General features: G+C 73.1%; 15 protein-coding genes and 3 tRNA genes. 10 read left to right on the top strand and 8 right to left on the bottom strand.

Annotated features, from left to right (window positions below; all coding sequences use genetic code 11):
- Window positions 1-4: 4 nt before the first annotated feature.
- Together IG74_RS0122430 and IG74_RS0122425 are read right to left on the bottom strand one after the other, a co-directional pair.
- A complete protein-coding gene (locus tag IG74_RS0122430; RefSeq protein WP_234334409.1) occupies window positions 5-1,495 on the bottom strand; it encodes a sensor histidine kinase in 1,491 nt (496 codons plus the stop codon).
- A complete protein-coding gene (locus IG74_RS0122425) occupies window positions 1,492-2,238 on the bottom strand; it encodes a hypothetical protein (RefSeq protein WP_199818875.1) in 747 nt (248 codons plus the stop codon). The genes IG74_RS0122430 and IG74_RS0122425 overlap by 4 nt, the downstream gene beginning before the upstream one ends.
- Before the next feature lie 248 nt (window positions 2,239-2,486).
- On the opposite strand from IG74_RS0122425, the gene cutA reads away from it, so the two are divergent.
- Window positions 2,487-2,822 carry a divalent-cation tolerance protein CutA gene (gene cutA / locus IG74_RS0122420; RefSeq protein ID WP_030680102.1) on the top strand — a complete coding sequence of 112 codons (336 nt, stop codon included), beginning with the start codon at window positions 2,487-2,489 and terminating at the stop codon, window positions 2,820-2,822.
- Complete coding sequence (locus tag IG74_RS0122415; RefSeq protein WP_078868963.1) at window positions 2,819-3,274, top strand: gamma-glutamylcyclotransferase family protein; 456 nt, start codon at window positions 2,819-2,821, stop codon at window positions 3,272-3,274. Before cutA ends, IG74_RS0122415 begins: the two co-directional genes overlap by 4 nt.
- Here the strand turns inward: IG74_RS0122415 and IG74_RS0122410 are convergent.
- Window positions 3,237-5,411, bottom strand: coding sequence for a molybdopterin oxidoreductase family protein (locus IG74_RS0122410; RefSeq protein WP_037825892.1), 2,175 nt, complete (start codon window positions 5,409-5,411; stop codon window positions 3,237-3,239). The genes IG74_RS0122415 and IG74_RS0122410 overlap by 38 nt on opposite strands.
- A gap of 102 nt (window positions 5,412-5,513) precedes the next feature.
- Entirely contained in the window at window positions 5,514-6,239 is a 726-nt protein-coding gene (locus IG74_RS0122405; protein ID WP_078868962.1) for a SanA/YdcF family protein, read from the bottom strand.
- Between the two features lie 100 nt (window positions 6,240-6,339).
- On the opposite strand from IG74_RS0122405, the gene IG74_RS0122400 reads away from it, so the two are divergent.
- From IG74_RS0122400 to IG74_RS0122380, 5 genes are all read left to right on the top strand, one after another.
- Entirely contained in the window at window positions 6,340-7,290 is a 951-nt protein-coding gene (locus IG74_RS0122400; protein WP_030680094.1) for a sirohydrochlorin chelatase, read from the top strand.
- Window positions 7,291-7,336: 46 nt separating this feature from the next.
- Window positions 7,337-8,677, top strand: coding sequence for a deoxyguanosinetriphosphate triphosphohydrolase (locus IG74_RS0122395; RefSeq protein WP_030680091.1), 1,341 nt, complete (start codon window positions 7,337-7,339; stop codon window positions 8,675-8,677).
- A 118-nt stretch (window positions 8,678-8,795) separates the two neighbouring features.
- Entirely contained in the window at window positions 8,796-10,058 is a 1,263-nt protein-coding gene (locus IG74_RS0122390; RefSeq protein WP_030680087.1) for an NAD(P)/FAD-dependent oxidoreductase, read from the top strand.
- Window positions 10,059-10,215: 157 nt separating this feature from the next.
- On the top strand, window positions 10,216-12,114 hold the full coding sequence (gene dnaG, locus IG74_RS0122385) for a DNA primase (RefSeq protein WP_030680083.1): 1,899 nt from the start codon (window positions 10,216-10,218) through the stop codon (window positions 12,112-12,114).
- A gap of 149 nt (window positions 12,115-12,263) precedes the next feature.
- Complete coding sequence (locus IG74_RS0122380; protein WP_030680080.1) at window positions 12,264-13,598, top strand: RNA polymerase sigma factor; 1,335 nt, start codon at window positions 12,264-12,266, stop codon at window positions 13,596-13,598.
- Window positions 13,599-13,600: 2 nt separating this feature from the next.
- Here IG74_RS0122380 and IG74_RS0122375 read toward each other — a convergent pair whose 3' ends face one another.
- The 4 genes from IG74_RS0122375 to IG74_RS0122360 form a co-directional block, all read right to left on the bottom strand.
- Window positions 13,601-15,511, bottom strand: coding sequence for an ABC transporter ATP-binding protein (locus IG74_RS0122375; RefSeq protein WP_030680077.1), 1,911 nt, complete (start codon window positions 15,509-15,511; stop codon window positions 13,601-13,603).
- A gap of 14 nt (window positions 15,512-15,525) precedes the next feature.
- The gene (locus IG74_RS0122370) at window positions 15,526-17,259 is read right to left on the bottom strand and encodes an ABC transporter ATP-binding protein (RefSeq protein WP_030680074.1); all 1,734 of its coding nucleotides are present in this window, start codon (window positions 17,257-17,259) and stop codon (window positions 15,526-15,528) included.
- Between the two features lie 313 nt (window positions 17,260-17,572).
- The gene (locus tag IG74_RS0122365) at window positions 17,573-19,000 is read right to left on the bottom strand and encodes an FGGY family carbohydrate kinase (protein ID WP_030680071.1); all 1,428 of its coding nucleotides are present in this window, start codon (window positions 18,998-19,000) and stop codon (window positions 17,573-17,575) included.
- 219 nt (window positions 19,001-19,219) lie between these two features.
- Window positions 19,220-19,522 (bottom strand): hypothetical protein, encoded by a 303-nt coding sequence (locus IG74_RS0122360; RefSeq protein WP_030680068.1) that lies wholly within the window; start codon window positions 19,520-19,522, stop codon window positions 19,220-19,222.
- 168 nt (window positions 19,523-19,690) lie between these two features.
- On the opposite strand from IG74_RS0122360, the gene IG74_RS0122355 reads away from it, so the two are divergent.
- The 3 genes from IG74_RS0122355 (at window position 19,691) to IG74_RS0122345 (ending at window position 20,179) form a co-directional block, all read left to right on the top strand.
- Window positions 19,691-19,763 (top strand) — tRNA-Asn (locus tag IG74_RS0122355).
- Window positions 19,764-19,768: 5 nt separating this feature from the next.
- Window positions 19,769-19,841: transfer RNA gene (locus IG74_RS0122350), tRNA-Asn, on the top strand.
- Between the two features lie 264 nt (window positions 19,842-20,105).
- Window positions 20,106-20,179 (top strand) — tRNA-Ile (locus tag IG74_RS0122345).
- Window positions 20,180-21,276: the final 1,097 nt, after the last annotated feature.

The raw sequence follows: 21,276 nt of genomic DNA, 5'->3' as shown, positions 1-21,276 counted from the left end.
GGGCTCAGGCCGCCGGCAGCCGGACGACCGCGACCGCACCGCCGTCCGGCGCGTTGGCCAGCTCCACCCGGGCGCCGACCACCGCCGCCTGGCCGAGCGCGATGGTCAGGCCGAGCCCCGTGCCCTGGCCGCGCTCGCGGGCGCCGGTCTCGAACCGCCGCGGGCCCTCGCGCAGCAGGTGCTCGGGGAAGCCGGGACCGTGGTCGCGCACGGTCACCACGGCCCCGTCGACGCTGAGGTCGACGGGGTCGCCGCCGTGTCTGCGGGCGTTGCCGACGAGGTTCGCCAGGATCCGCTCCAGACGGCGCGCGTCCGTCCGTACGAGACGCTCGCCGACGCGTCCGAACCGCACGTCGCGGTCCGTGGACTGCCCCGCGAAGAGCCCGCGCTGGACCATTGCCTCGACCAGCGCGCCGAGCGGGTGCACGTCCAGGTCGGGCCGTTCGACGTCCGCGTCGAGCCGCGCCACCTCCAGCAGGTCCTCGGTGAGCGTGCGCAGCGCGCACACCCGGTCGCGCACCAGCTCCGTCGGACGGCTCGGCGGAAGCAGCTCGGCGGCGGTGTGCAGACCGGTCAGCGGGGTGCGCAGCTCGTGCGCCACGTCCGCCGTGAACCGCTGCTCGGCCTCCAGGCGCCGCTGGAGCGTCGCGGCCATCGTGTCGACGGCCGTCGCCAGGTCCGCGACCTCGTTGCGGCCGTGCCGGAAGCCGGGCGGCAGCGGATGGCCGATGCGGGCGTCCAGGTCGCCCTGGCTGATGCGGCGGGCGATGGCGGCCGCGGCCCGCAGGTCCCGGCTGAGCCGGCTGGCGAGGGCCGCGCCGCCGAGCGCGGCGAGCGCCACCACGACGGCGCCCGACACCAGGAGCTGCTGGTCGAACTCGGCCATCTCGTCGGCCTGTTCGCGCAGGGGGAGCCGCACGGACAGGACCCGGTCGCCGACCGGGCGCGCCGCCCACACCGCCGGATCGCCGGACTCCATGTCGAGGTACGTGCTGCGCCGCCCGGCGAGCGCGGCCGCCCGCAGCGGCTCCGGCAGGCCGGGCGCGTCGATGGCCGCCTGCGTGCCGTCCCGGGTGCTGTCCTGGTCGACCTGGCCCGTCAGCTCGTACAGCTGCCGCACCCGCACCAGCTGCGCGGACGCACCGGAGCGCGCGCTCGTGCCGACCTGGTCGAGCCGTGCCTGGTGGATGAGCAGCCCGATCGCCACGGCCACGACCGCGCAGCCCGCGGCGAGCAGCGCGGCGATCTTCCAGCGCAGGCCGAGCGTGTTGAGCGCGGCGAGCACGCGGCGCGGGGGGTGCGCGAAGCGCGTGAGGCGCGTGAGGCGCCGGAGGAGGGCGGGCGTGCGGCGCTTCCCGGAGGCGCGGCCCTTCCCGGAGGCGCGGTCCTTCTCGGCATGGTTCTGCTCGGGGTGGCCCTCCTCGGTGCGGCTCGTCTCGGTGCGGCTCTTCTTAAGGGTGCGGCCGTCCATGCCGTTGATCTGTCCGGGCGTCACGAGCGGGTTCCCGGGCGGGCCGACGCGGTGGGTGACGCGGGACCGCCGTCGCCGTGGTCGCCGTGGTCGCTGTCGCTGTGGTCGCCGTCGCCGTGATCGGGGGAGCGGTCCGGCTTCTTGTAGTTCTTGGTGTCGCTGACCGTGGACATCCGCTTGCCGTCCCAGTGGTAGCGCACGGCCTGCTCGCCGCCGTCGGCGCACGGGCTGCGCACCAGCAGGTCGGTGCCGATCACCTCGACGGAGATCCGTTTGCCCGCGGTGAAGAGGACCGGGTAGACCTTGCCGCCGCGCTCGGCGTAGACGACGACCGCGCTGCGCCCGCTCTCCAGGTCGATCGCGAGCAGCAGCTCCGGCTTGCCGTCCCCGGACAGGTCGACGAGCACCGGCGGCCGGATCCCGGAGCGCCCCGGCTTCTTGATCATCGGCCGGTCCGCGAGCGTCTTGATGCGCGGGTCCGCGCGCAGCAGCTCGCGCACGTCGAGCCCGGCGAGCCCGCGGGGGCCGAGCTCGCCGATGCCGTCGAGCGGCTCGGGCGGCGGCAGCTTCGTCGCGGTCTCGGCGCCGGGCGCCGAAGGCGTCGTGCCCGACCAGTCGGGCCACAGCGGCTTCGGGCTCGGCTGCACCGACACCGGCGGTGCGGGCTCACCGGCGTCGAGGCCGTCCGTGGTCCCGCAGGCGGAGAGCACGACGGCGGTCAGGACGGCCAGGGGCGCGCCCAGGAGGAGGCGGAGTCGCAGAGTCATGGCGGGACCGATGGACGAAAGGGGCTTGGCGGCGGCCGGCCCGGGGAAGCACCGGGGATCCGGCGTGGGACCGGCCACCTGGGGTCGACGGTAGGAAGGACGCATCACAGGAACCGGGAGGTTGTGTAACAGTCGTCACCAAAGCCGTGAAAACCCCCAGCTCGGGACCTTCGGCCAGGCCGGTAGCCTCCCAGCGCGCAGGGCTTTCCCCGCGCCCAGGACATTCCCGTACGAGAGGAACACGCGCCGTGACGGAACCGGGCAACCCCACCTTCCTGCTGGTCCTGACCACCACGGACACCGCCGACAAGGCGGACACCCTGGCGCGCGGCGCGATCGAGGCCCGCCTCGCGGCCTGCGCCCAGATCAACGGACCCGTCACCTCCGTCTACCGCTGGCAGGGCGCCCTGGAGACGGCCCGCGAGTGGCAGCTGCTCCTGAAGACGACGGACGAGCGGTACGCCGCCCTGGAGTCCTGGCTGGTCGAGGCCCACGACTACGAGACGCCGGAGATCATCGCCACCCCGGTGACCCGCGGCACCGCGGCCTACCTCGACTGGGTCGCGGCGGAGACGGCCGAGTGACCGAGCGACTGCCGTTCTTCGTGTACGGAACGCTGCGCCCCGGTCAGCGCAACCACGCCTTCCTGCACGGGCGCGTCCTGACCCGCACGCCCGCCCGGCTGCCGGACGCCGTCCTCTACGACGGGCCCGGCTACCCGTACGCGGTGCGGACCCCCGGCGCGGGCCCCGTCCACGGGGACCTGCTCACCGCGCGCCCCGAGACGTACGGGCGGCTGCTCGCCGACCTGGACCACCTGGAGGAGTACGTCCCCGGCGACCCCCGCAGCCTCTACCTCCGCGTGGCCCGCGACGTCGTCCGCGAGGACGGCACGACGGCGCGGGCCTGGGTGTACGTGGCGGGCCCGCAGCTGGCCGCCCGCCTGCGGGCCACGGCGACACCGCTGCCCGGCAACACCTGGCCGGTCCTGGACCGGATCACGCAGGCACCTCCAGGCGGACCGCGCACACCTTGAACTCCGGCATCCGCGACACCGGGTCGAGCGCGGGGTGGGTCAGGACGTTGGCCCGCCCCTCGCCGGGCCAGTGGAACGGCATGAACACGGTGTCGGGCCGGATGCCCGGCGTGACCCGCGCGGGCGCGGTGGCCCGGCCGCGCCGCGACACCACGACCACCGGATCCCCGTCGGCCACCCCGACCCGCGCCGCGAGCCGCGGATGGAGCTCCACGAAGGGCCCCGGCGCGGCGGCGTTCAACTCGGCCACGCGCCGCGTCTGCGCCCCCGACTGGTACTGGGCGAGCACCCGCCCCGTGGTGAGCAGGACCGGGTACTCCGCGTCCGGCTCCTCGGCGGCGTCCCGGTGCGTCACCGGCACGAACCGCGCCCGCCCGTCCTCGGTCGCGAACCGCTCCAGGAAGAGCCGGGGCGTCCCGGGGTGCCGGGCACCGGCCGCGGCTGTGCTCTTCCCGTCCGCGCTCGCTCCGTCCCCGTGGCCCACCCCGTCCGCGGCCTCCGGGCAGGGCCAGAACACCCCCTCGCCGTCCCCCTCCATCAGGCGTCCGTACGTGATCCCCGCGTAGTCCGCGACGCCGCCCGCGCCGGCCCGCCGCAGCTCGTCGAAGACCTCCTCCGGCTCGGTCGGGAACCCCTTCCCGTGCCCGAGCCGGTCCGCGAGCCCGTGCAGCACGTCGAGGTCGCCGCGCACCCCGGCCGGGGGGTCCACCGCCTTGCGGCGCAGCAGCACCCTGCCCTCCAGGTTCGTCACCGTGCCCGTCTCCTCGGCCCACTGCGTGACCGGCAGGACCACGTCGGCGAGCGCGGCGGTCTCCGAGAGCACCACGTCCGCGACGGCCAGGAAGTCCAGGGACCTGATCCGCTCCTCCACGTGCGCGGCCCGGGGCGCCGACACCACCGGGTTGGAGCCCATGAGCAGCAGCGCCCGCACGTCCCCGCCGAGCGCGTCAAGCAGTTCGTACGCCGAACGCCCGGGCCCCGGCAGGGAGTCCGGGTCCACGCCCCACACCGCCGCCACGTGCGCCCGCGCCGCGGGGTCGGTCAACTTGCGGTAGCCCGGCAGCTGGTCGGCCTTCTGGCCGTGCTCACGGCCGCCCTGTCCGTTGCCCTGGCCGGTCAGGCAGCCGTACCCGGAAAGCGGTCGCCCGGGTCTGCCCGTCGCCAGGCACAGGTTGATCCACGCGCTCACCGTGTCCGTGCCCTTCGCCTGCTGCTCGGGGCCGCGCGCGGTCAGCACCATGGCGTGCTCGGCGGTGCCGAACCTGCGTACGGCCTCCCGCAGTCGGGGCACCGGCACGCCCGTGATCCGCTCCACGTGCTCGGGCCAGTGCGCCATCGCCGCCGCCCGCGCCTGCGCCCAGCCGCTGGTGCGCGCGGCGACGTACTCCTCGTCCACGTGCCCCTCGGCCACCACCAGGTGCAGCAGGCCGAGGGCGAGCGCCAGGTCCGTGCCGGGGCGCGGCGCCAGATGCAGATCGGCCTGCTCGGCGGTGCGGGTGCGGCGCGGGTCGACGACGATCAGCGAGCCGCCGTTGTCCTTCATCTCCGTCAGATAGCGCAGCGCGGGCGGCATCGTCTCCGCCAGGTTCGACCCGACGAGGATCACGCACCCGGTGCGGGCGACGTCCGCCAGCGGGAACGGCAGCCCACGGTCCACCCCGAACGCCCGCTGCCCCGCCGCCGCGGCGGACGACATGCAGAACCGTCCGTTGTAGTCGATCTGCGACGTCCCCAGCACCACCCGGGCGAACTTGCCGAGCGCGTACGCCTTCTCGTTGGTGAGCCCGCCGCCGCCGAACACCCCGCACGCGTCCGCGCCGTGCGCCGCGCGCGTGCCCGCCAGGCCCTCGGCCACGCGGTCCAGGGCCTCCTCCCAGGTGGCCGGTACGAGCCTGCCCGTGGCGTGGGATCGGACGAGGGGCTCGGTCAGACGCACCCGGGAGGAGAGCACCTCGGGTGCCGTACGGCCCTTGCCGCACAGCGCGCCCCCGTTGACGGGGAACGCGGGCCGCTCCACAACCTTCACGCCTTCGCCCTCGCGCGCAAGCCCCATGCCGCACTGGAGCGCGCAGTAGGGGCAGTGGGTGGGCGTGACGGTGCCTTGCGCGGCGGCCTGGGCGGGGCGGGAGGGCTGCATGCCCCCACCCTCCGCCGCCCGTGTTTCCCTCCGGCCCCCTCCCGGTTACACCTGCGGTACGCGGACCTCCACGCCTCTCCACGGCTGCTGTGAGGAAGGGCCTCAGCGGGCGGCCGCCAAGGCCCGGGGTATGCCCGGTTCCTCGCGGCCGAGGAAGCGGGGGTCCGGTTCGAACACCGCGTCCGCCGCGGCCTTGCCCGCCGCGAACACCTCCCGCACCGCGCCGAAGTACCAGGTCGAGTCGTGCCGGTCGTCCACCCCGACGCCGTACGGCTCGATTCCGGCCGCCCGGCACAGCGCGACCGCCCGGCGGATGTGGAAGCCCTGGCTGATCAGGACCGCGCGGTCCACGCCGAAGACCTTCTTGGCGCGCACGCACGAGTCCCAGGTGTCGAAGCCCGCGTAGTCACTGACGATGCGCCGGTCCGGCACGCCGTGCCGGGTCAGATAGGTGCGCATGGCGTCCGGCTCGTCGTAGTCCGTGCGGCTGTTGTCGCCGGTCACCAGGACGACCTCGATGCGTCCCGCCTCGTACAGCTCGGCCGCCGCGTCGAGGCGGCGGGCCAGATACGGCGACGGGCCGCCCTTCCAAAGACCCGCGCCGAAGACCACCGCGACCGGCGTGCGCGGCACGTCCGCCGTGGTGCGCAGGCGGCTCTCCGACGTCACGAACAGCCACGCGGACGGCAGCAGCGCGAGCACGCACACCGCCATCACGCCCTGCACGAGCCGCCGCCTGCCGCGCCGCGTCCGCGGCAGCCGAGGCCGCAGCCGCGCCCATCGAGGTCGCGCCCACCGAAGCCGCGGCCCCGTCCACTTCCCGACCATGCCCAACCCCCGTCCCCCCGGCCCCCGCCCGTGAGCCGGACGAAACGAGCCGTGATCGCGCCGCAACAGCCAGGCAACGCGCCCTCGCCATGCTCGCTCCATGACGCCGTCGCCCCCGCACCCGGACACCAGGGCCCAGCTCATGCCCCCCATCGGCAGTCAGCCCGGCGCCCGGTCCGGTCCCGTATCCCTCAACGGCTCCCGCCGCCCCAGGAGTTCCCGGCCCGCGCACCTCGGCCCCGACCCCTCCCTGGTCGTCGTGGCGCACGGCAGCCGCGACCCCCGCGCGCTCGCCACGGTCACCGCGCTCCTCGACGCCGTCCGCGCCCGGCGCCCCGGACTCGACGTCCGCCTCGGCCACATCGAACTCAACGAACCCCTGCTCGGCGACGTCCTCCACACCCTCGGCACCCTCGGCACCCTCGGCACCCTCGGCACCCGAGCCCGCCCCGCGGGCGCCGCCCCGTCCGCCGTCCTCGTACCCCTCCTCCTCGGCCACGGCCACCACGCCCGCCACGACATCCCCGCCACGGCCGCCGCCGCCCGCGCCGTACACCCCCGGCTGACCACGCGCGTCGCCGCCCCGCTCGGCCCGCACCCGCTGCTCGCCGAGGTCCTGCACGCCCGGCTCACCGAAGCGGGCTGGCCCGCCGCGCCCGCCGCCACCGGCGGCCACGGCGTCGTCCTCGCCGCCGCGGGCTCCCGCGACCCCGCGTACGCCGCCGACACCCGCCGCGCCGCCGCCCTGCTCGCCCGGCGCCTCGGCGTCCCCGTCACCCCCGGCTACGCCGCACCCACCGCCGCGACGCCCACCGGCGTGCCCGCCGCCGTGCGCGCCCTCGCCGCCACCGGCGTCCGCCGCGTCGCCGTCGCCTCCTACTTCACCGCGCCCGGCCGCTTCGCCACCGAGGCCGCCGCCGCCACGCCGTGGCTCGCCGCCGCCCCGCTCGGCGCGCACCCGGCCCTCGCCGCGCTCCTGCTGCACCGCTACGACCAGGCACGTTCCGCCGCGCCCGCCCCGGCGCCGCCGCTCCACCCGACGCCCGCCTGACGGGGCCGCGGCGCGCCCTGTCGGCGCCTGCGTCTACTGTCGGTGCATGGCAGGCACCGCACCGCACGCGCAGACCGAGCACCCGGCGTACTCCTCCGCCTATGACGCCGCCGCCGCCGAGCGCTGGGCCGCCGAGCCGGACAAACGGCCGGGGCGCACCGCCTTCCAGCGGGACCGCGCCCGCGTCCTGCACTCCGCCGCGCTGCGCCGCCTCGCGGGCAAGACCCAGGTCGTCACCCCCGGCACGAAGAGCCAGGCCTGGGACGCCAGCGCGCGCACCCGCCTCACCCACTCCCTGGAGTGCGCCCAGGTCGGCCGCGAGCTGGGCGCCGCCCTCGGCTGCGACCCCGACCTGGTGGAGACGGCCTGCCTCTCCCACGACCTCGGCCACCCGCCCTTCGGGCACAACGGCGAACAGGCGCTGAACGACCTCGCCCAGGACTGCGGCGGCTTCGAGGGCAACGCCCAGTCCCTGCGCCTGCTCACCCGCATCGAGCCCAAGCGCTTCGTGCCGAGCTCCGCCACCGGCGACCTGGTCAGCGTGGGCCTGAACCTCACCCGGGCCGCCCTGGACGCCGCCACCAAGTACCCCTGGCCGCGCGGCGCCCACCCCACCGACCCGGACTCCGCGAAGTTCGGGGTCTACGAGGACGACCGGCCCGTCTTCGACTGGGTCCGCAAGGACGCCCCCGGCCACCGCACCTGCTTCGAGGCGCAGATCATGGACTGGTCGGACGACGTCGCGTACTCGGTGCACGACGTGGAGGACGGCCTGCACGCGGGCCACATCGACCCGAACGCGCTGCACGCCGAACCCGAGCGCCAGGACGTCTACGCGGTCGCCATCGGCCGCTACGTCCCCGCGGACACCGACCCCGAAGAGCTCGCCGCGGCCCTCGACCGCCTCCAGGACCAGGAGTGGTGGCCGCACGGATACGACGGGTCCGCCGTCGCCCAGGCCCGGCTGAAGGACGCCACCAGCCAGCTCATCGGCCGCTTCTGCCTCGCCGCCGAGACCGCGACCCGCGCGCGGTACGGCACGGGCCCCCTCACGCGCTACGCCGCCGAACTCGTCGTCCCGCGCGAGGCGCGCCTGGAGTGCGCCGTCCTCAAGGCCGTCGCCGACCGTTACGTGATGCAGCGCCCCGCCCAGACCCGGCTCCGCGCCGACCAGCGCGTCTGTGTCGCCGAGCTCGCCGACGCGCTCACCCGGCGCGCCCCCGAAGGGCTCGACCCGCAGTTCCGCGCCCTGTACGACGCGGCGCCCGACGACCGCGCCGCCAAGCGCGTGGTCATCGACCAGATCGCGTCCCTCACGGACGCCGCGGCCCGTTCCCTGCACGCACGGCTCACCACCCCGCACCGGAATGCCCACAGCGGTGAGTGACCATGGAGGTGAGCACTGGATGTGACGGAAAGTGGCCGGATTGGGGTACAGCCCCTTCCGTCATCACGCTGCGTGCGGGACTCTCCCAGTGGACTCAAAGGTTTCGAGGAGGCATCAAGTGGTCGACGCGGATCAGACGTTCGTCATCGTCGGAGGAGGTCTCGCGGGTGCGAAAGCGGCGGAGACGCTCCGCGCCGAGGGCTTCACCGGCCGAGTGATCCTCATCGGGGACGAGCGCGACCACCCGTACGAACGCCCACCGCTCTCGAAGGGATACCTCCTCGGCAAGGAGGACCGCGACAGCGTCTTCGTGCACGAGCCCGCGTGGTACGCGCAGGCGGACGTCGAGCTGCACCTCGGCCAGACCGTCGTCGCCATAGACCGTGCCGCGCACACCGTCCGGCTCGGCGACGGCACTGTCATCCGCTACGACAAGCTGCTGCTCGCCACCGGCGCCGAGCCCCGCCGCCTCGACGTGCCGGGCACCGGGCTCGCGGGCGTGCACCACCTGCGCCGCCTCGCCCACGCCGACCGCCTCCGCCACGTCCTGGCCGCGCTCGGCCGCGACAACGGCCACCTGGTGATCGCGGGCGCCGGCTGGATCGGCCTCGAAGTCGCCGCGGCGGCCCGGGAGTACGGCGCGGAGGTCACGGTCGTCGAGCCCGAGCCGACCCCGCTGCACTCCGTCATCGGCCCCGAGGTCGGCCAGATGTTCGCCGACCTGCACGCCGAGCGCGGCGTCCGCTTCCACTTCGGGGCCCGCCTCACCGAGATCATCGGCCAGGACGGCATGGTCCTCGCCGCCCGCACGGACGACGGCGAGGAGCATCCGGCGCACGACGTGCTCGCCGCCATCGGCGCCGCCCCGCGCACCGCCCTCGCGGAGTCCGCGGGCCTCGCCCTCGTCGACCGCGCGGACGGCGGCGGCATCGCCGTGGACATCAGCCTGCGCACCTCCGACCCCGACATCCACGCCGCCGGGGACGTGGCCGCCGTCCGGCACCCGCTCTTCGGCACCCGCCTGCGCGTCGAGCACTGGGCGAACGCCCTGAACGGCGGCCCGGCCGCCGCCCGCGCCATGCTCGGCAAGGAGGTCACCTACGACCGCGTCCCGTACTTCTTCTCCGACCAGTACGACGTCGGCCTGGAGTACTCGGGCTGGGCGCCCCCGGGCACGTACGACCAGGTGGTGGTCCGCGGTGACGCGGGCAAGCGCGAGTTCATCGCCTTCTGGCTGAGCGAGGGGCAGGTCCTCGCCGGGATGAACGTGAATGTGTGGGACGTCACGGAGACCATCCAGAAGCTGATCACGGCAGGCGCCCGCCCCGACCCGGACGCCCTGGCCGACCCGTCCCGCCCCTTGACGGCCCTGCTCGGCTAGCGGCCCTACCGGGAGTCAGACGCCGGACGGGCTGTAGACAGCCCCTCCGGCGTTTGAGGAGCGGGGTCTGGGGCGGAGCCCCAGGATCGGGAAGGGGCGGGCCAGGGGACCCCCGGTAGGGGCTCGGGGCCCGGGCCGGGGGCCGTAGAATCTGGGCGTGGCTGGGCGGATCAATGACGAGGATGTGAAGGCGGTTCGGGACGCGGTCCCGATCGACGCCGTGGTGTCCGAGTACCTCCAGCTGCGCAACGCGGGCGGCGGAAACCTCAAGGGCCTGTGCCCCTTCCACGACGAGAAGTCCCCGTCGTTCCAGGTCAGCCCCAGCAAGGGCCTGTTCCACTGCTTCGGCTGCCAGGAGGGCGGCGACACCCTCACCTTCGTGATGAAGGTCGACCACCTGACCTTCTCCGAGGCGGTGGAGCGCCTCGCGGCCAAGGCGGGCATCACCCTGCGCTACGAGGAGGGCGGGTACAACCCCTCCCACCAGCGCGGCGAGCGCATCCGCCTGGTCGAGGCGCACAAGGCGGCCGCCGAGTTCTACACGGCCCAGCTGGAGTCCCCCGAGGCGGAGATCGGCCGCAAGTTCCTCGCCGAGCGCGGCTTCGACCAGGCCGCCGCCGCGCACTTCGGCGTCGGCTACAGCCCGGCGGGCTGGGACCACCTCACCCGCTTCCTGCGCGGCAAGGGCTTCACCGACAAGGAGCTGACCCTCTCCGGTCTCTCCCAGGAGGGCCGCCGCGGCCCCATCGACCGCTTCCGGGGCCGGCTGATGTGGCCGATCCGGGACATCGGCGGCGAGGTCGTCGGCTTCGGCGCCCGCAAGCTCCGCGACGACGACAACGGCCCGAAGTACCTGAACACGCCCGAGACCCCGATCTACAAGAAGTCCCAGGTCCTGTACGGCATCGACCTCGCCAAGAAGGAGATCGCCAAGTCCAGCCGCGCGGTCGTGGTCGAGGGCTACACGGACGTCATGGCCTGCCACCTCGCCGGGGTGCCCATCGCCATCGCGACCTGCGGCACCGCCTTCGGCGGCGACCACATCAAGATCCTCCGCCGGCTCCTGATGGACAACGGCTCGGCCCGCGTGATCTTCACGTTCGACGGTGACGCGGCGGGCCAGAAAGCGGCCCTGCGCGCCTTCGAGGACGACCAGAAGTTCGCCGCCGAGACGTACATCGCCATCGCGCCCGACGGCATGGACCCCTGCGACCTGCGCCTGGCCAAGGGCGACTCCGCGGTCACCGACCTCGTCGAACCCCGCACCCCGCTCTTCGAGTTCGCGCTCCGCCAGATCGTCGCCCGCTACGACCTGGAGACCCCGGCGGGCCGCGCCGCCGCCCTCGACGAGGCCGCGCCCGTGGTCGCCCGCATCAAGAACAGCGGCGCGCAGCACGAGGTCGCCGTGCAGCTCGCGGGCATGCTCGGCATCCTCGACACGCAGTTCGTCGTCAAGCGCGTCGCGCAGCTCGCCCGCTGGGCGCGGGAGCGCGGCGGCAAGGGCCCCGCGCCCCAGCGCGGCCCCCAGGGCCTCGCCCAGGCCGCGCCCACGGGCCCCTCGGGCCCCGCGCTGAACCTCCGCAACCCCGTCTACGCCACCGAGCGCGAGCTCCTCAAGCTCGCCCTCCAGCGCCCGGAGCTCGTCTCCCCGGCCTTCGACGCGTACGGCGTGGACGAGTTCACGGCCGCGCCGTACGCGGCCGTGCGCCAGGCCGTCCTGGAGGCGGGCGGCGCCGAGTTCGGCACCCAGGACCCGCAGGAGTACCTCGTCCGCGTGCGCGACGCCGCGCCCGACGACGTGGTCCGCGCCATGGTCACGGAGCTGGCCGTGGAGGCGATCATGCGGCGCACGGTCGACGAGGCGTACGCGGGGGAGCAGCTGGTCACCGTGCGGCTGCGGGCCGTCGACCGGCGCATCCGCGACGTCCAGGGCACCTTCACCCGCCTCAGCGGCGGCCACGGGGACCCCCAGCAACTCACCGCCGTGCAGAACGAGTTGTGGGTGCTCCAGCAGTACGCCCGGGCCCTGCGCGAGCGCGGAGCGGCGGCTCTCTGAGCGGGGGTGCGGGGGCGACGGCCCCCGAATCGGGGCGAGGCGGGTCTGAGGCGCCCCGCGGCGGGTAACCGAGCGGTTACGGACCGGACTCAAAAAGTCACCGCACGCCCCTCGTGGCGGCCGTGTGTCGTACTCCACACTGGGGTGCGGTGCCTGAGTCCTCGGAGCGCGGCCGGACCGCAGACAGCGAGTGCGGGTCCGACGATTCCGCGGTTCCACACATCGTGTTCGGGACGGACAGCGGCGAGGCCGTCAACGCCGGTCCCGTTGTACCGCTGCCACACGCCTCAGCAGCGATCACCCTGGAGGTCGCCCCCGTGCAGACCCAGACCCTCACCCAGACCGACACCGCGCCGCGCGCGGACGTGGAGGCGGAACCCGACGTCATCACGACCGTGCCGCAGCAGAGCCGTGGCACCCGGCACCCGGAGCTCGCGCCGGACGAACGCCTGGCGGCGGCCGCGTCCGCGCCCGGGACGGAGGCCACCGAGCCCGCGGAGCCCGCAGAGCGGGCAGAGACCGTCGTCGAGGCGATCGAGCTGCCGAGCCCGCGCGGCCGGGCCGATACCGGCGGCCCCTCCTCCGACCTGTTCCGCCAGTACCTGCGCGAGATCGGCCGCATACCCCTGCTGACCGCCGCCGAGGAGGTCGAGCTCGCGCGCGCCGTCGAGGCCGGGCTCTTCGCCGAGGAGAAGCTGGCCGGCACCCCGGACCTGGACTCCCAGCTGGCCCTCGACCTGGACAAGCTGGTCGTCATGGGCCGCATGGCCAAGCGCCGCCTCATCGAGGCGAACCTCCGCCTCGTGGTGTCCGTGGCGAAGCGGTACGTGGGGCGCGGCCTGACCATGCTCGACCTCGTCCAGGAGGGCAACCTGGGCCTCATCCGGGCGGTCGAGAAGTTCGACTACGCGCGCGGCTACAAGTTCTCCACGTACGCGACCTGGTGGATCCGCCAGGCCATGTCCCGGGCGCTCGCCGACCAGGCCCGCACCATCCGGGTGCCGGTGCACGTCGTCGAGCTGATCAACCGGGTCGTCCGCGTGCAGCGCCGCATGCTCCAGGAGCGCGGGTACGAGCCGACGCCCGAAGAGGTCGCCGCCCACCTCGACCTGCCGCACGAGCGCGTCAGCGAGGTGCTCAGGCTCGCCCAGGAGCCGGTGTCGCTGCACGCGCCCGTGGGCGAGGAGGACGACGTGGCGCTCGGCGACCTCATCGAGGACGGCGACGCGGCGAGCCCCGTGGAGTCGGCCGCCTTCCTGCTCCTGCGCGAGCACCTGGAGGCCGTGCTCTCCACGCTCGGCGAGCGCGAGCGCAAGGTCGTCCAGCTGCGCTACGGCCTCGCGGACGGCAGGCCCCGCACCCTGGAGGAGATCGGCCGGATCTTCGGCGTGACGCGCGAACGCATCCGCCAGATCGAGTCGAAGACCCTCAACAAGCTGCGGGACCACGCCTTCGCGGACCAGCTCAGGGGCTATCTGGACTGAGGTCAGCCGACCTCCGCCACCGCCTCGGCGAACTGGGCGGCGTACAGGCGGGCGTAGGCGCCGTCGGCCGCCAGCAGCGCGTCGTGCGTGCCCTGCTCCACGATCGCCCCGTCCTCCATCACCAGGATGGTGTCCGCGTCGCGGATGGTGGACAGGCGGTGCGCGATCACGAACGACGTACGCCCGTGCGCGAGCCGCGCCATGGCCTTCTGGATGAGGACCTCGGTGCGGGTGTCGACCGAGCTGGTCGCCTCGTCGAGGACGAGGATCACCGGGTCGGACAGGAACGCCCGCGCGATGGTGATGAGCTGCTTCTCGCCCGCGCTGACGCCCGTGCCCTCGTCGTCGATGACCGTGTCGTACCCGTCCGGCAGGGTACGGATGAACCGGTCGGCGTGCGCGGCCCGCGCGGCCTCCTCGACCTGCTCGCGGGTGACCTCGCCGGCGGCGCCGTACGCGATGTTGTCCGCGATGCTGCCTCCGAACAGCCAGGTGTCCTGGAGGACCATGCCGATGGCGCCGCGCAGCTCGTCCCGCGTCATCCTCGTGATGTCCGCGCCGTCCAGCGTGATGCGGCCGCCGGTGACCTCGTAGAACCGCATGAGCAGGTTCACGAGCGTGGTCTTGCCCGCGCCGGTGGGGCCGACGATGGCGACCGTGTGGCCCGGCTTCACGACGAGCGAGAGGTCCTCGATGAGCGGCTTGTCCTCGGCGTAGCGGAACGACACGTGCTCCATCTCCACGCGGCCGCGCAGCTCGGCGGGGCGCTCGCCGGGGGCGGGGTCCGCCTCCTGCTCGTCGGCGTCGAGGAGCTCGAAGACCCGCTCGGCCGACGCCACGCCGGACTGCACGAGGTTCGCCATCGACGCGACCTGCGTGAGCGGCATCGAGAACTGCCGCGAGTACTGGATGAAGGCCTGCACGTCACCGATCGAGAGCGACCCGGAGGCGACCCGCAGACCGCCGACCACGGCCACCAGGACGTAGTTGACGTTCGACATGAAGAACAGCAGCGGCTGCATGAGCCCGCTGTTGAACTGCGCCTTGTACGAGGCCTCGTACAGCGCGTCGTTGTGCGTGGCGAACGCCTTCGCCGACTCCTCCTGGCGGCCGAACACCTTCACCAGGGTGTGCCCGGTGTACATCTCCTCCACGTGCGCGTTCAGCTGGCCGGTGGACTTCCACTGCTGCACGAACTGCGGCTGCGACCGCTTGCCGACCTTCGTCGCCACGACGAACGACAGCGGCACCGTCACCAGGGCGACGAGCGCGAGCAGCGGCGAGATCCAGAACATCATGACCAGGACGCCGACGATCGTGAGGAGCGAGCTGATCAGCTGGCCCATCGTCTGCTGGAGCGTCTGGTTGATGTTGTCGATGTCGTTCGTGGCCCGGCTGAGCACCTCGCCGCGCTGCCGCTTGTCGAAGTACGACAGCGGCAGGCGCGACATCTTCGCCTGGACGTCGCCGCGCAGCCGGAACACGGTGCGGTTGATGGCGCGGTTCGACAGCCGTGTGCCCACGGTCATCATCAGGCCGGACACCGCGAACACGGCCGTGGCGAGCAGCAGCACCTCGCCGACCGCGCCGAAGTCGATGCCCTGGCCCGGTGTGAAGTCGAGCCCGGTGAGCATGTCGGCCATGCCGCCGTCGCCGTGCTCGCGCAGCCGCTCGATCGCCTCGGCCTTGGACTCGCCGTCGGGCATGGTCCGCCCGACGATGCCCGCGAACACCAGGTCGGTGGCGCGTCCGAGGATCTTCGGCCCGAGCACGGACATCGCGACGCTGAGGATCACCGCGCCGAGCATCCCGTACATCGTGGCCCGCTCCGGCCGGAACTGCGCGAGCAGCCGCTTGCCGGAGCCCTTGAAGTCCATGGACCGGGAGTCCGGGCCCATCATGGGTCCACCCATGCCGCCAGGGGGCATTACGCGGCCTCCGCTTCCGTCAGCTGGGAGAGGACGATCTCCCGGTACGTCTCGTTGTCAGCCATCAGCTCGTGGTGGCGGCCGGTGCCCACGACCCGGCCCTCGTCCAGGACGACGATCCGGTCGGCGTCGCGGATCGTCGACACGCGCTGCGCGACGATCACGACCGTCGCCTCCCGGGTCTCCCGGGTGAGCGCGGACCGCAGCGCCGCGTCGGTGGCGTAGTCGAGCGCGGAGAACGAGTCGTCGAACAGATAGATCTCCGGGCGCTGCACGAGCGTGCGCGCGATCGAGAGCCGCTGCCGCTGCCCGCCGGACACGTTCGTGCCGCCCTGCGCGACGGGCGCGTCGAGCCCCTCTTCCAGGGACTCCACGAAGCCCTTGGCCTGCGCCACCTCCAGGGCGTGCCACAGCTCCTCGTCGGTGGCGTCCGGATTGCCGTACCGCAGGTTGCTGGCCACGGTCCCGGCGAACAGGTACGGCTTCTGCGGTACGAGCCCCACGGTCCGGGCGAGCAGCGCGGGCTCCACGTCGCTCACCGCGACGCCGTTGACGAGCACCTCGCCCTCGGTGGCGTCCATAAGCCGCGGTACGAGGCTCAGGAGCGTCGACTTGCCGCTGCCGGTGGAGCCGATCACGGCGGTGGTCTCGCCGGGCCGCGCGGTCAGCTCGATGCCCTTGAGTACCGGCTCCTCGGCGCCCGGGTAGCGGAACCCGGCGCCGCGCAGCTCCAGGTGGCCGTGGCCGCGCAGCTCCCGGACGGGAGCTGTGGGCGGCACGACGCTCGCCTCGGTGTCCAGGACCTCCTGGATGCGCTCGGCGCACACCTCGGCCCGCGGGATCATCATGAACATGAACGTGGCCATCATCACGGCCATGACGATCTGCAGCAGATACGCCAGGAACGCGGTGAGCGCGCCGATCTCCATGGCGCCGCTGTCGATGCGGTGCGCGCCGAACCAGACGACGGCGATCGACGACAGGTTCACCACCGTCATGACCACCGGGAACATCAGCGCGAGCAGCTTGCCGCTGGCGACCGAGACGTCGGTCAGCTCGGCGTTGGCACCCCGGAAGCGCTTCTTCTCGTAGTCGTCGCGCACGAAGGCGCGGATCACGCGGTTGCCGGTGATCTGCTCGCGCAGCACGCGGTTCACCGTGTCGAGCCGCTCCTGCATGGTGCGGAACAGCGGCCGCAGCCGGCGCACGATCAGACTGACGCTGATGCCGAGCACCGGCACGACGGCGAGGAGCACGCCGGACAGCGGCACGTCCTGGCCGAGCGCCATGACGATGCCGCCGACGCACATGATCGGCGCCGACACCATCAGCGTGAACGCCATCAGGACGAGCGTCTGCACTTGCTGCACGTCGTTGGTGGTCCGTGTGATCAGGGTGGGCGCGCCGAACTGGCCCATCTCGCGCGCGGAGAACGACTGCACGCGGTCGAAGACGCCGGCCCGCATGTCACGGCCGAGCTCGGCGGAGGTGCGCGCGCCGTAGAGGACGGCGCCGATGTTGCACACCATCTGGACCACGGTGACGGCCAGCATGACGGCGCCGAACGACAGGATGTAGCCGGTGTCGCCCTTCACGACGCCGTTGTCGATGATGTCGGCGTTCAGGGTGGGCAGGTAGAGAGAGGCGCAGGTCTGCAGGAACTGCAGGAGCACCAGCAGGGCGATGGGCTTTTTGTACGGACCCAGGTAGGTCCGCAGAAGTCGTATGAGCACGCTCGTCTCTCGGCAGAGTCTCGGCAGTTGGGGCGGCGGGCGAAAGCCGCCCACCATCCTGCGCCACCGACCCCGGCCGTGTGCAAGCGATTAACCCATGACCGGGTCAAAAATCAGCCCTGGTCAAGTTCTGGGCACACTGAACGCTTCGCTTCCCTCACGGAACGTGGCGGAATGCTGCATTCCGGGCTGGGGGTGCGAAGGGCTCGTCGCACGCGAAGGACTCGTCGCGCGCGGAGGGCTCGGGGTGCCGACGGCTCGGGGCGCGAAGGGTTCAGGGCGCGAAGAGCTCAGGGTGTAAAGGTGGCCGGGCTCAGGGCGCGAAGGCTCCCGGGTGCGCCTGCTCGCGCACCGTTGCGTACTGCTGGCGCACCGCCTGCCCCACCGCGAGCTCCTCGCCCGGCTCGAAGACCTGCGCGACCGCGCCCTGCCACTGCGGCAGCTGCCCGGTCAGCGCCCACGTCGCCTGGCGCGCGGCGCCGATCGCGGCGTAGTCGGCGGGCTGGACCACCACGACCTGCGTGCCGAAGAGCATCGGCGCGGCGGCCCGCACGGCGGGCAGATCGGCCGCGGACCCGAGCAGGAACACCCGCCGCACCTCCACGCCCCGCGCGCGCAGCACGTCGAGCGCGTCGCCGAGCCCGCAGAGCATGCCCTCGAAGGCGGCCCGCGCCAGGTGCTCCGGCTTCATGGACTCCCGCCGCAGCCCGGTCAGGGTGCCCGCCGCGTGCGGCAGGTTCGGCGTCTTCTCGCCCTCCAGATAGGGCAGCAGGACGAGGCCGTGGGCGCCGGGGGTCGACTTGAGCGCCAGGTCGGAGAGGGTTTCCAGGTCGGGGACGCCCAGCATCTCGGCGGTGCCGCGCAGCGCGCGCACCGCGTTCGACGTGTGGACGACGGGCAGGTGCATGCCGGTGGCGTCGGCGAGCGAGGTGATCGTGCCGCTCGGGTCGACCAGGGCCTCGTGGTGGACGGCCATCACGGAGCCGGAGGCGCCGAGCGACACCACCGCGTCGCCCCGCATCACACCGAGCCCGAACGCCGCCGCCATGGTCGCGCCCGTGCCCGCCGATATCAGCAGCCCCTCGGGCGTCGTCCCCGCGGCGTCCGCGGGCCCGATGACCTCGGGCAGCATCGCCTGGTGCCCGAGCGCGAGCTCCACCAGGTCGGGCCGGTACGCGCCGGTCGCCGCCGACCAGTAGCCGGTGCCGGACGCGCCGCCCCGGTCCGTCGTGCGCCGTGCGGGCCGCCCCAGGAGCTGCCACACCAGCCAGTCCGAGGCCTGCATGAGCAGGCTCGTACGGAGGGCCGCCTCCGGTTCGTGCTTGGCCAGCCAGCGCAGCTTCGCCACCGGCTGCGCGGCCTGCGGGACGGAGCCCACGGCCTGGGCCCAGGCCTGGCGGCCGCCGAGCCCGTCGATGAGGTCGGCGGCGGCTACCTGGGCGCGCGGGTTGTTCCCGACGAGCGCGGGCCGCACCGTCGCGCCCTGCGCGTCGAGGGGCACGAGGGCGTGTTCCTGCGCGCACACGCCGATCGCCTGGACGCCTTCGAGGAGCCCGCCGCCCGCGGCCTCGCCGAGGGAGAGCAGCCAGGCCTGCGGATCGACGTCGGTGGGCCGCGCGCCGTCGGGGCCCTCCAGCGGATGCGGGGCGTACCCCTGCCTGAGCACGGCGCCCGTGTCGGTGTCACAGACCACGATGCGTGTGAAATCGGGTGAGCTGTCCAACCCCGCGACTATCCCCATGCCGAGGATTCTGCCGCACCCGGGGGGATGCCCCGCACATACGTCCGGGAAGGCCTCGGGAACGGGTCCGGGAGGGCCCCGCGAGCGCCCCGGTCATGCGGCCGCCCCCCCGGGCATGCGGCCGCCCCCTGGGCGTGCGTCCGCTCCTGGGTATGCGTCCGCCCCGGGGCGGAAGCTCCGGCCCCGGGGCGGCGTGATGCGATGCGATGTGATGCGGCCCTAGGTGTTACTGGTGCCCCAGTCGTCCTCGGCGTCGCCCTGCCCGCGCTCGCGCAGCGACCGCACCCGCTCGGCCACGGACTCGGGCACGCGGTCGCCCACCTTCTCCGAGACCGTGTGGAAGGCCTTGCCCGCCACGTCGCGGCCCTGCTGGGCGGCGGACTCGACGGTGTTGCGCACGGCGGGGTTCTGGGACACCTCACGGAGGGACTTCTTCAGCTGCTCGTAACGCTCGCGCCCGGCGCGCGTCCCGAGCACGTACCCCAGAGCCAGTCCTGCCACGAACGTGAGCCGGTAGCGCATGACGGCCACCCTTTCCCTTGCCTCGACTGCCGACGTCGGTCGCCTGGGGATACCGATTGGCGGAGCACCCCCCTGCTTGCGCTAATGTATGTGTCGCAGCGAGCGCACGCCGCCCGGGAATCCCCAGGCAGGTGACATTGTTGCAGTGACTCTGTCACCAAGAGTCATTCCCCTGTAGCTCAATTGGCAGAGCAGCCGGCTGTTAACCGGCAGGTTACTGGTTCGAGTCCAGTCGGGGGAGCTCGGTCTCCTGTAGCTCAATTGGCAGAGCAGCCGGCTGTTAACCGGCAGGTTACTGGTTCGAGTCCAGTCGGGAGAGCTGTATGACGAAGACCCCTGAGGCGCCACGACGGCGCCCAGGGGTCTTCGTGTGCGCCGGAGGCGCCCCCCGAACCGACCCCCAACGAGCCCTCGACGGCGCCCTCCAGGCCCGCTCCCACGAACTCGTTCCACCCCTGGTGGAACCGCGCGGGCCACAGCGGGGTCCTCATGGTCGTGCGATGCCGACCAGCCGAAGCAGGAGATCGTATGAGCGGCTATGCTGCGGCAGACGGCGCGCACAAATGTGCGCGACGCGCCGTTAGGGGCGGTAGCTCAGCCGGTTAGAGCAGCGGACTCATAATCCGTCGGCCGTGGGTTCGAGTCCCACCCGCCCCACTGCGCGCTCTGCGCGCAGAATCGTTCTGACCTGCGGGAACGCTGGTCAGAGGGATGCTTTGCGTGAGGCGGTTGCCTCCACTCGGTGAGGCAACCGTGCGCCCTTGTGGCCACGGCAAGCCTCCGAACCCCTCGTGACCTGGGGTTTTAGGGATGGCGCCGATGGGATCCGTGTTTGCCGGTCCCACGGCTCCTCCGGCTGACTCCACACGCACGGAATGTCCGCGCCCTCGGTCGATCCAGGAGGCGTGCGGGACGTACGCGTCTGACTGCTGGCCATCTATCTGTTCATGGCCGCGTGTGCCGGTAGAGGCTCACTGACTGAGCGCTCGTTGCTGGCCCTGGCTGGCAGGTCGCCTCCCTTGATGAAGTCGGCCGAGCGAGTCGTCACTGGCGCCTTCGACCAGGCTGACGCCGGCGCCCCGGGTCGCCGCAACGCATCGATCGCGCTCGCAGACGGGGTGGGCCGCCAACCCGCCCCGTTCTAGTGGGAAGCCATCCGCCGCCGGGGCCCCGCACGCGCGGGGACCGCAGTCCTGGGACCCGCAGATGTGGCCGCCGGCCGGGGCCCCGCACGCGCGGGGACCACAGGGTGTGACCTGCGGCTCTGTGTCGTCGGCAGTGGATTTCCCCTTACTCCTTGCGATACCGGCATTCCATATGAATTCGTGCAAATCCCTGCCACGTACCGCAAAAGCCTCCCTTGTCGCAGCGTCCCCGCGGCGGACTTGCGTTGGAGCCGCGTCTGTAGAGACGCGTCGGTGTGAGCCTTGGTTGGGCGTCATCGGTAGGGCTGGGTGTGCCCCCCTGTATCGCGGATGGTTCTCTCTCGGGGCGTTTCTGTCGCCATCGCGCCGTATTGGGCGCTGTCGCGTGAAGCAGGCCACGACGTTCCTGCTGGGTCCCACGGCTTCTCCGGTCTGCCCCGCCTGCGCGGCACATCTGAGCCCTTGGTCGTTCCAGGAAATGATCGAGTTGTCCGGGGTGTGGGCGTCTGGTGCGGGGTTTTGCGTGTGTGGTCTGCGGGCGCCCATTCGATGGTCGCGTCGTATCTGCCTCGTGTGCGACGGCCTGCGGTGGAGATGTTGGCGATGTAT

The organism is Streptomyces sp. NRRL B-1347 (assembly GCF_000720325.1).
GTDB lineage: Bacteria > Actinomycetota > Actinomycetes > Streptomycetales > Streptomycetaceae > Streptomyces.
Note: the sequence above shows the minus strand (reverse complement) of the source record. Positions and strands in the feature narration are given on the sequence as shown.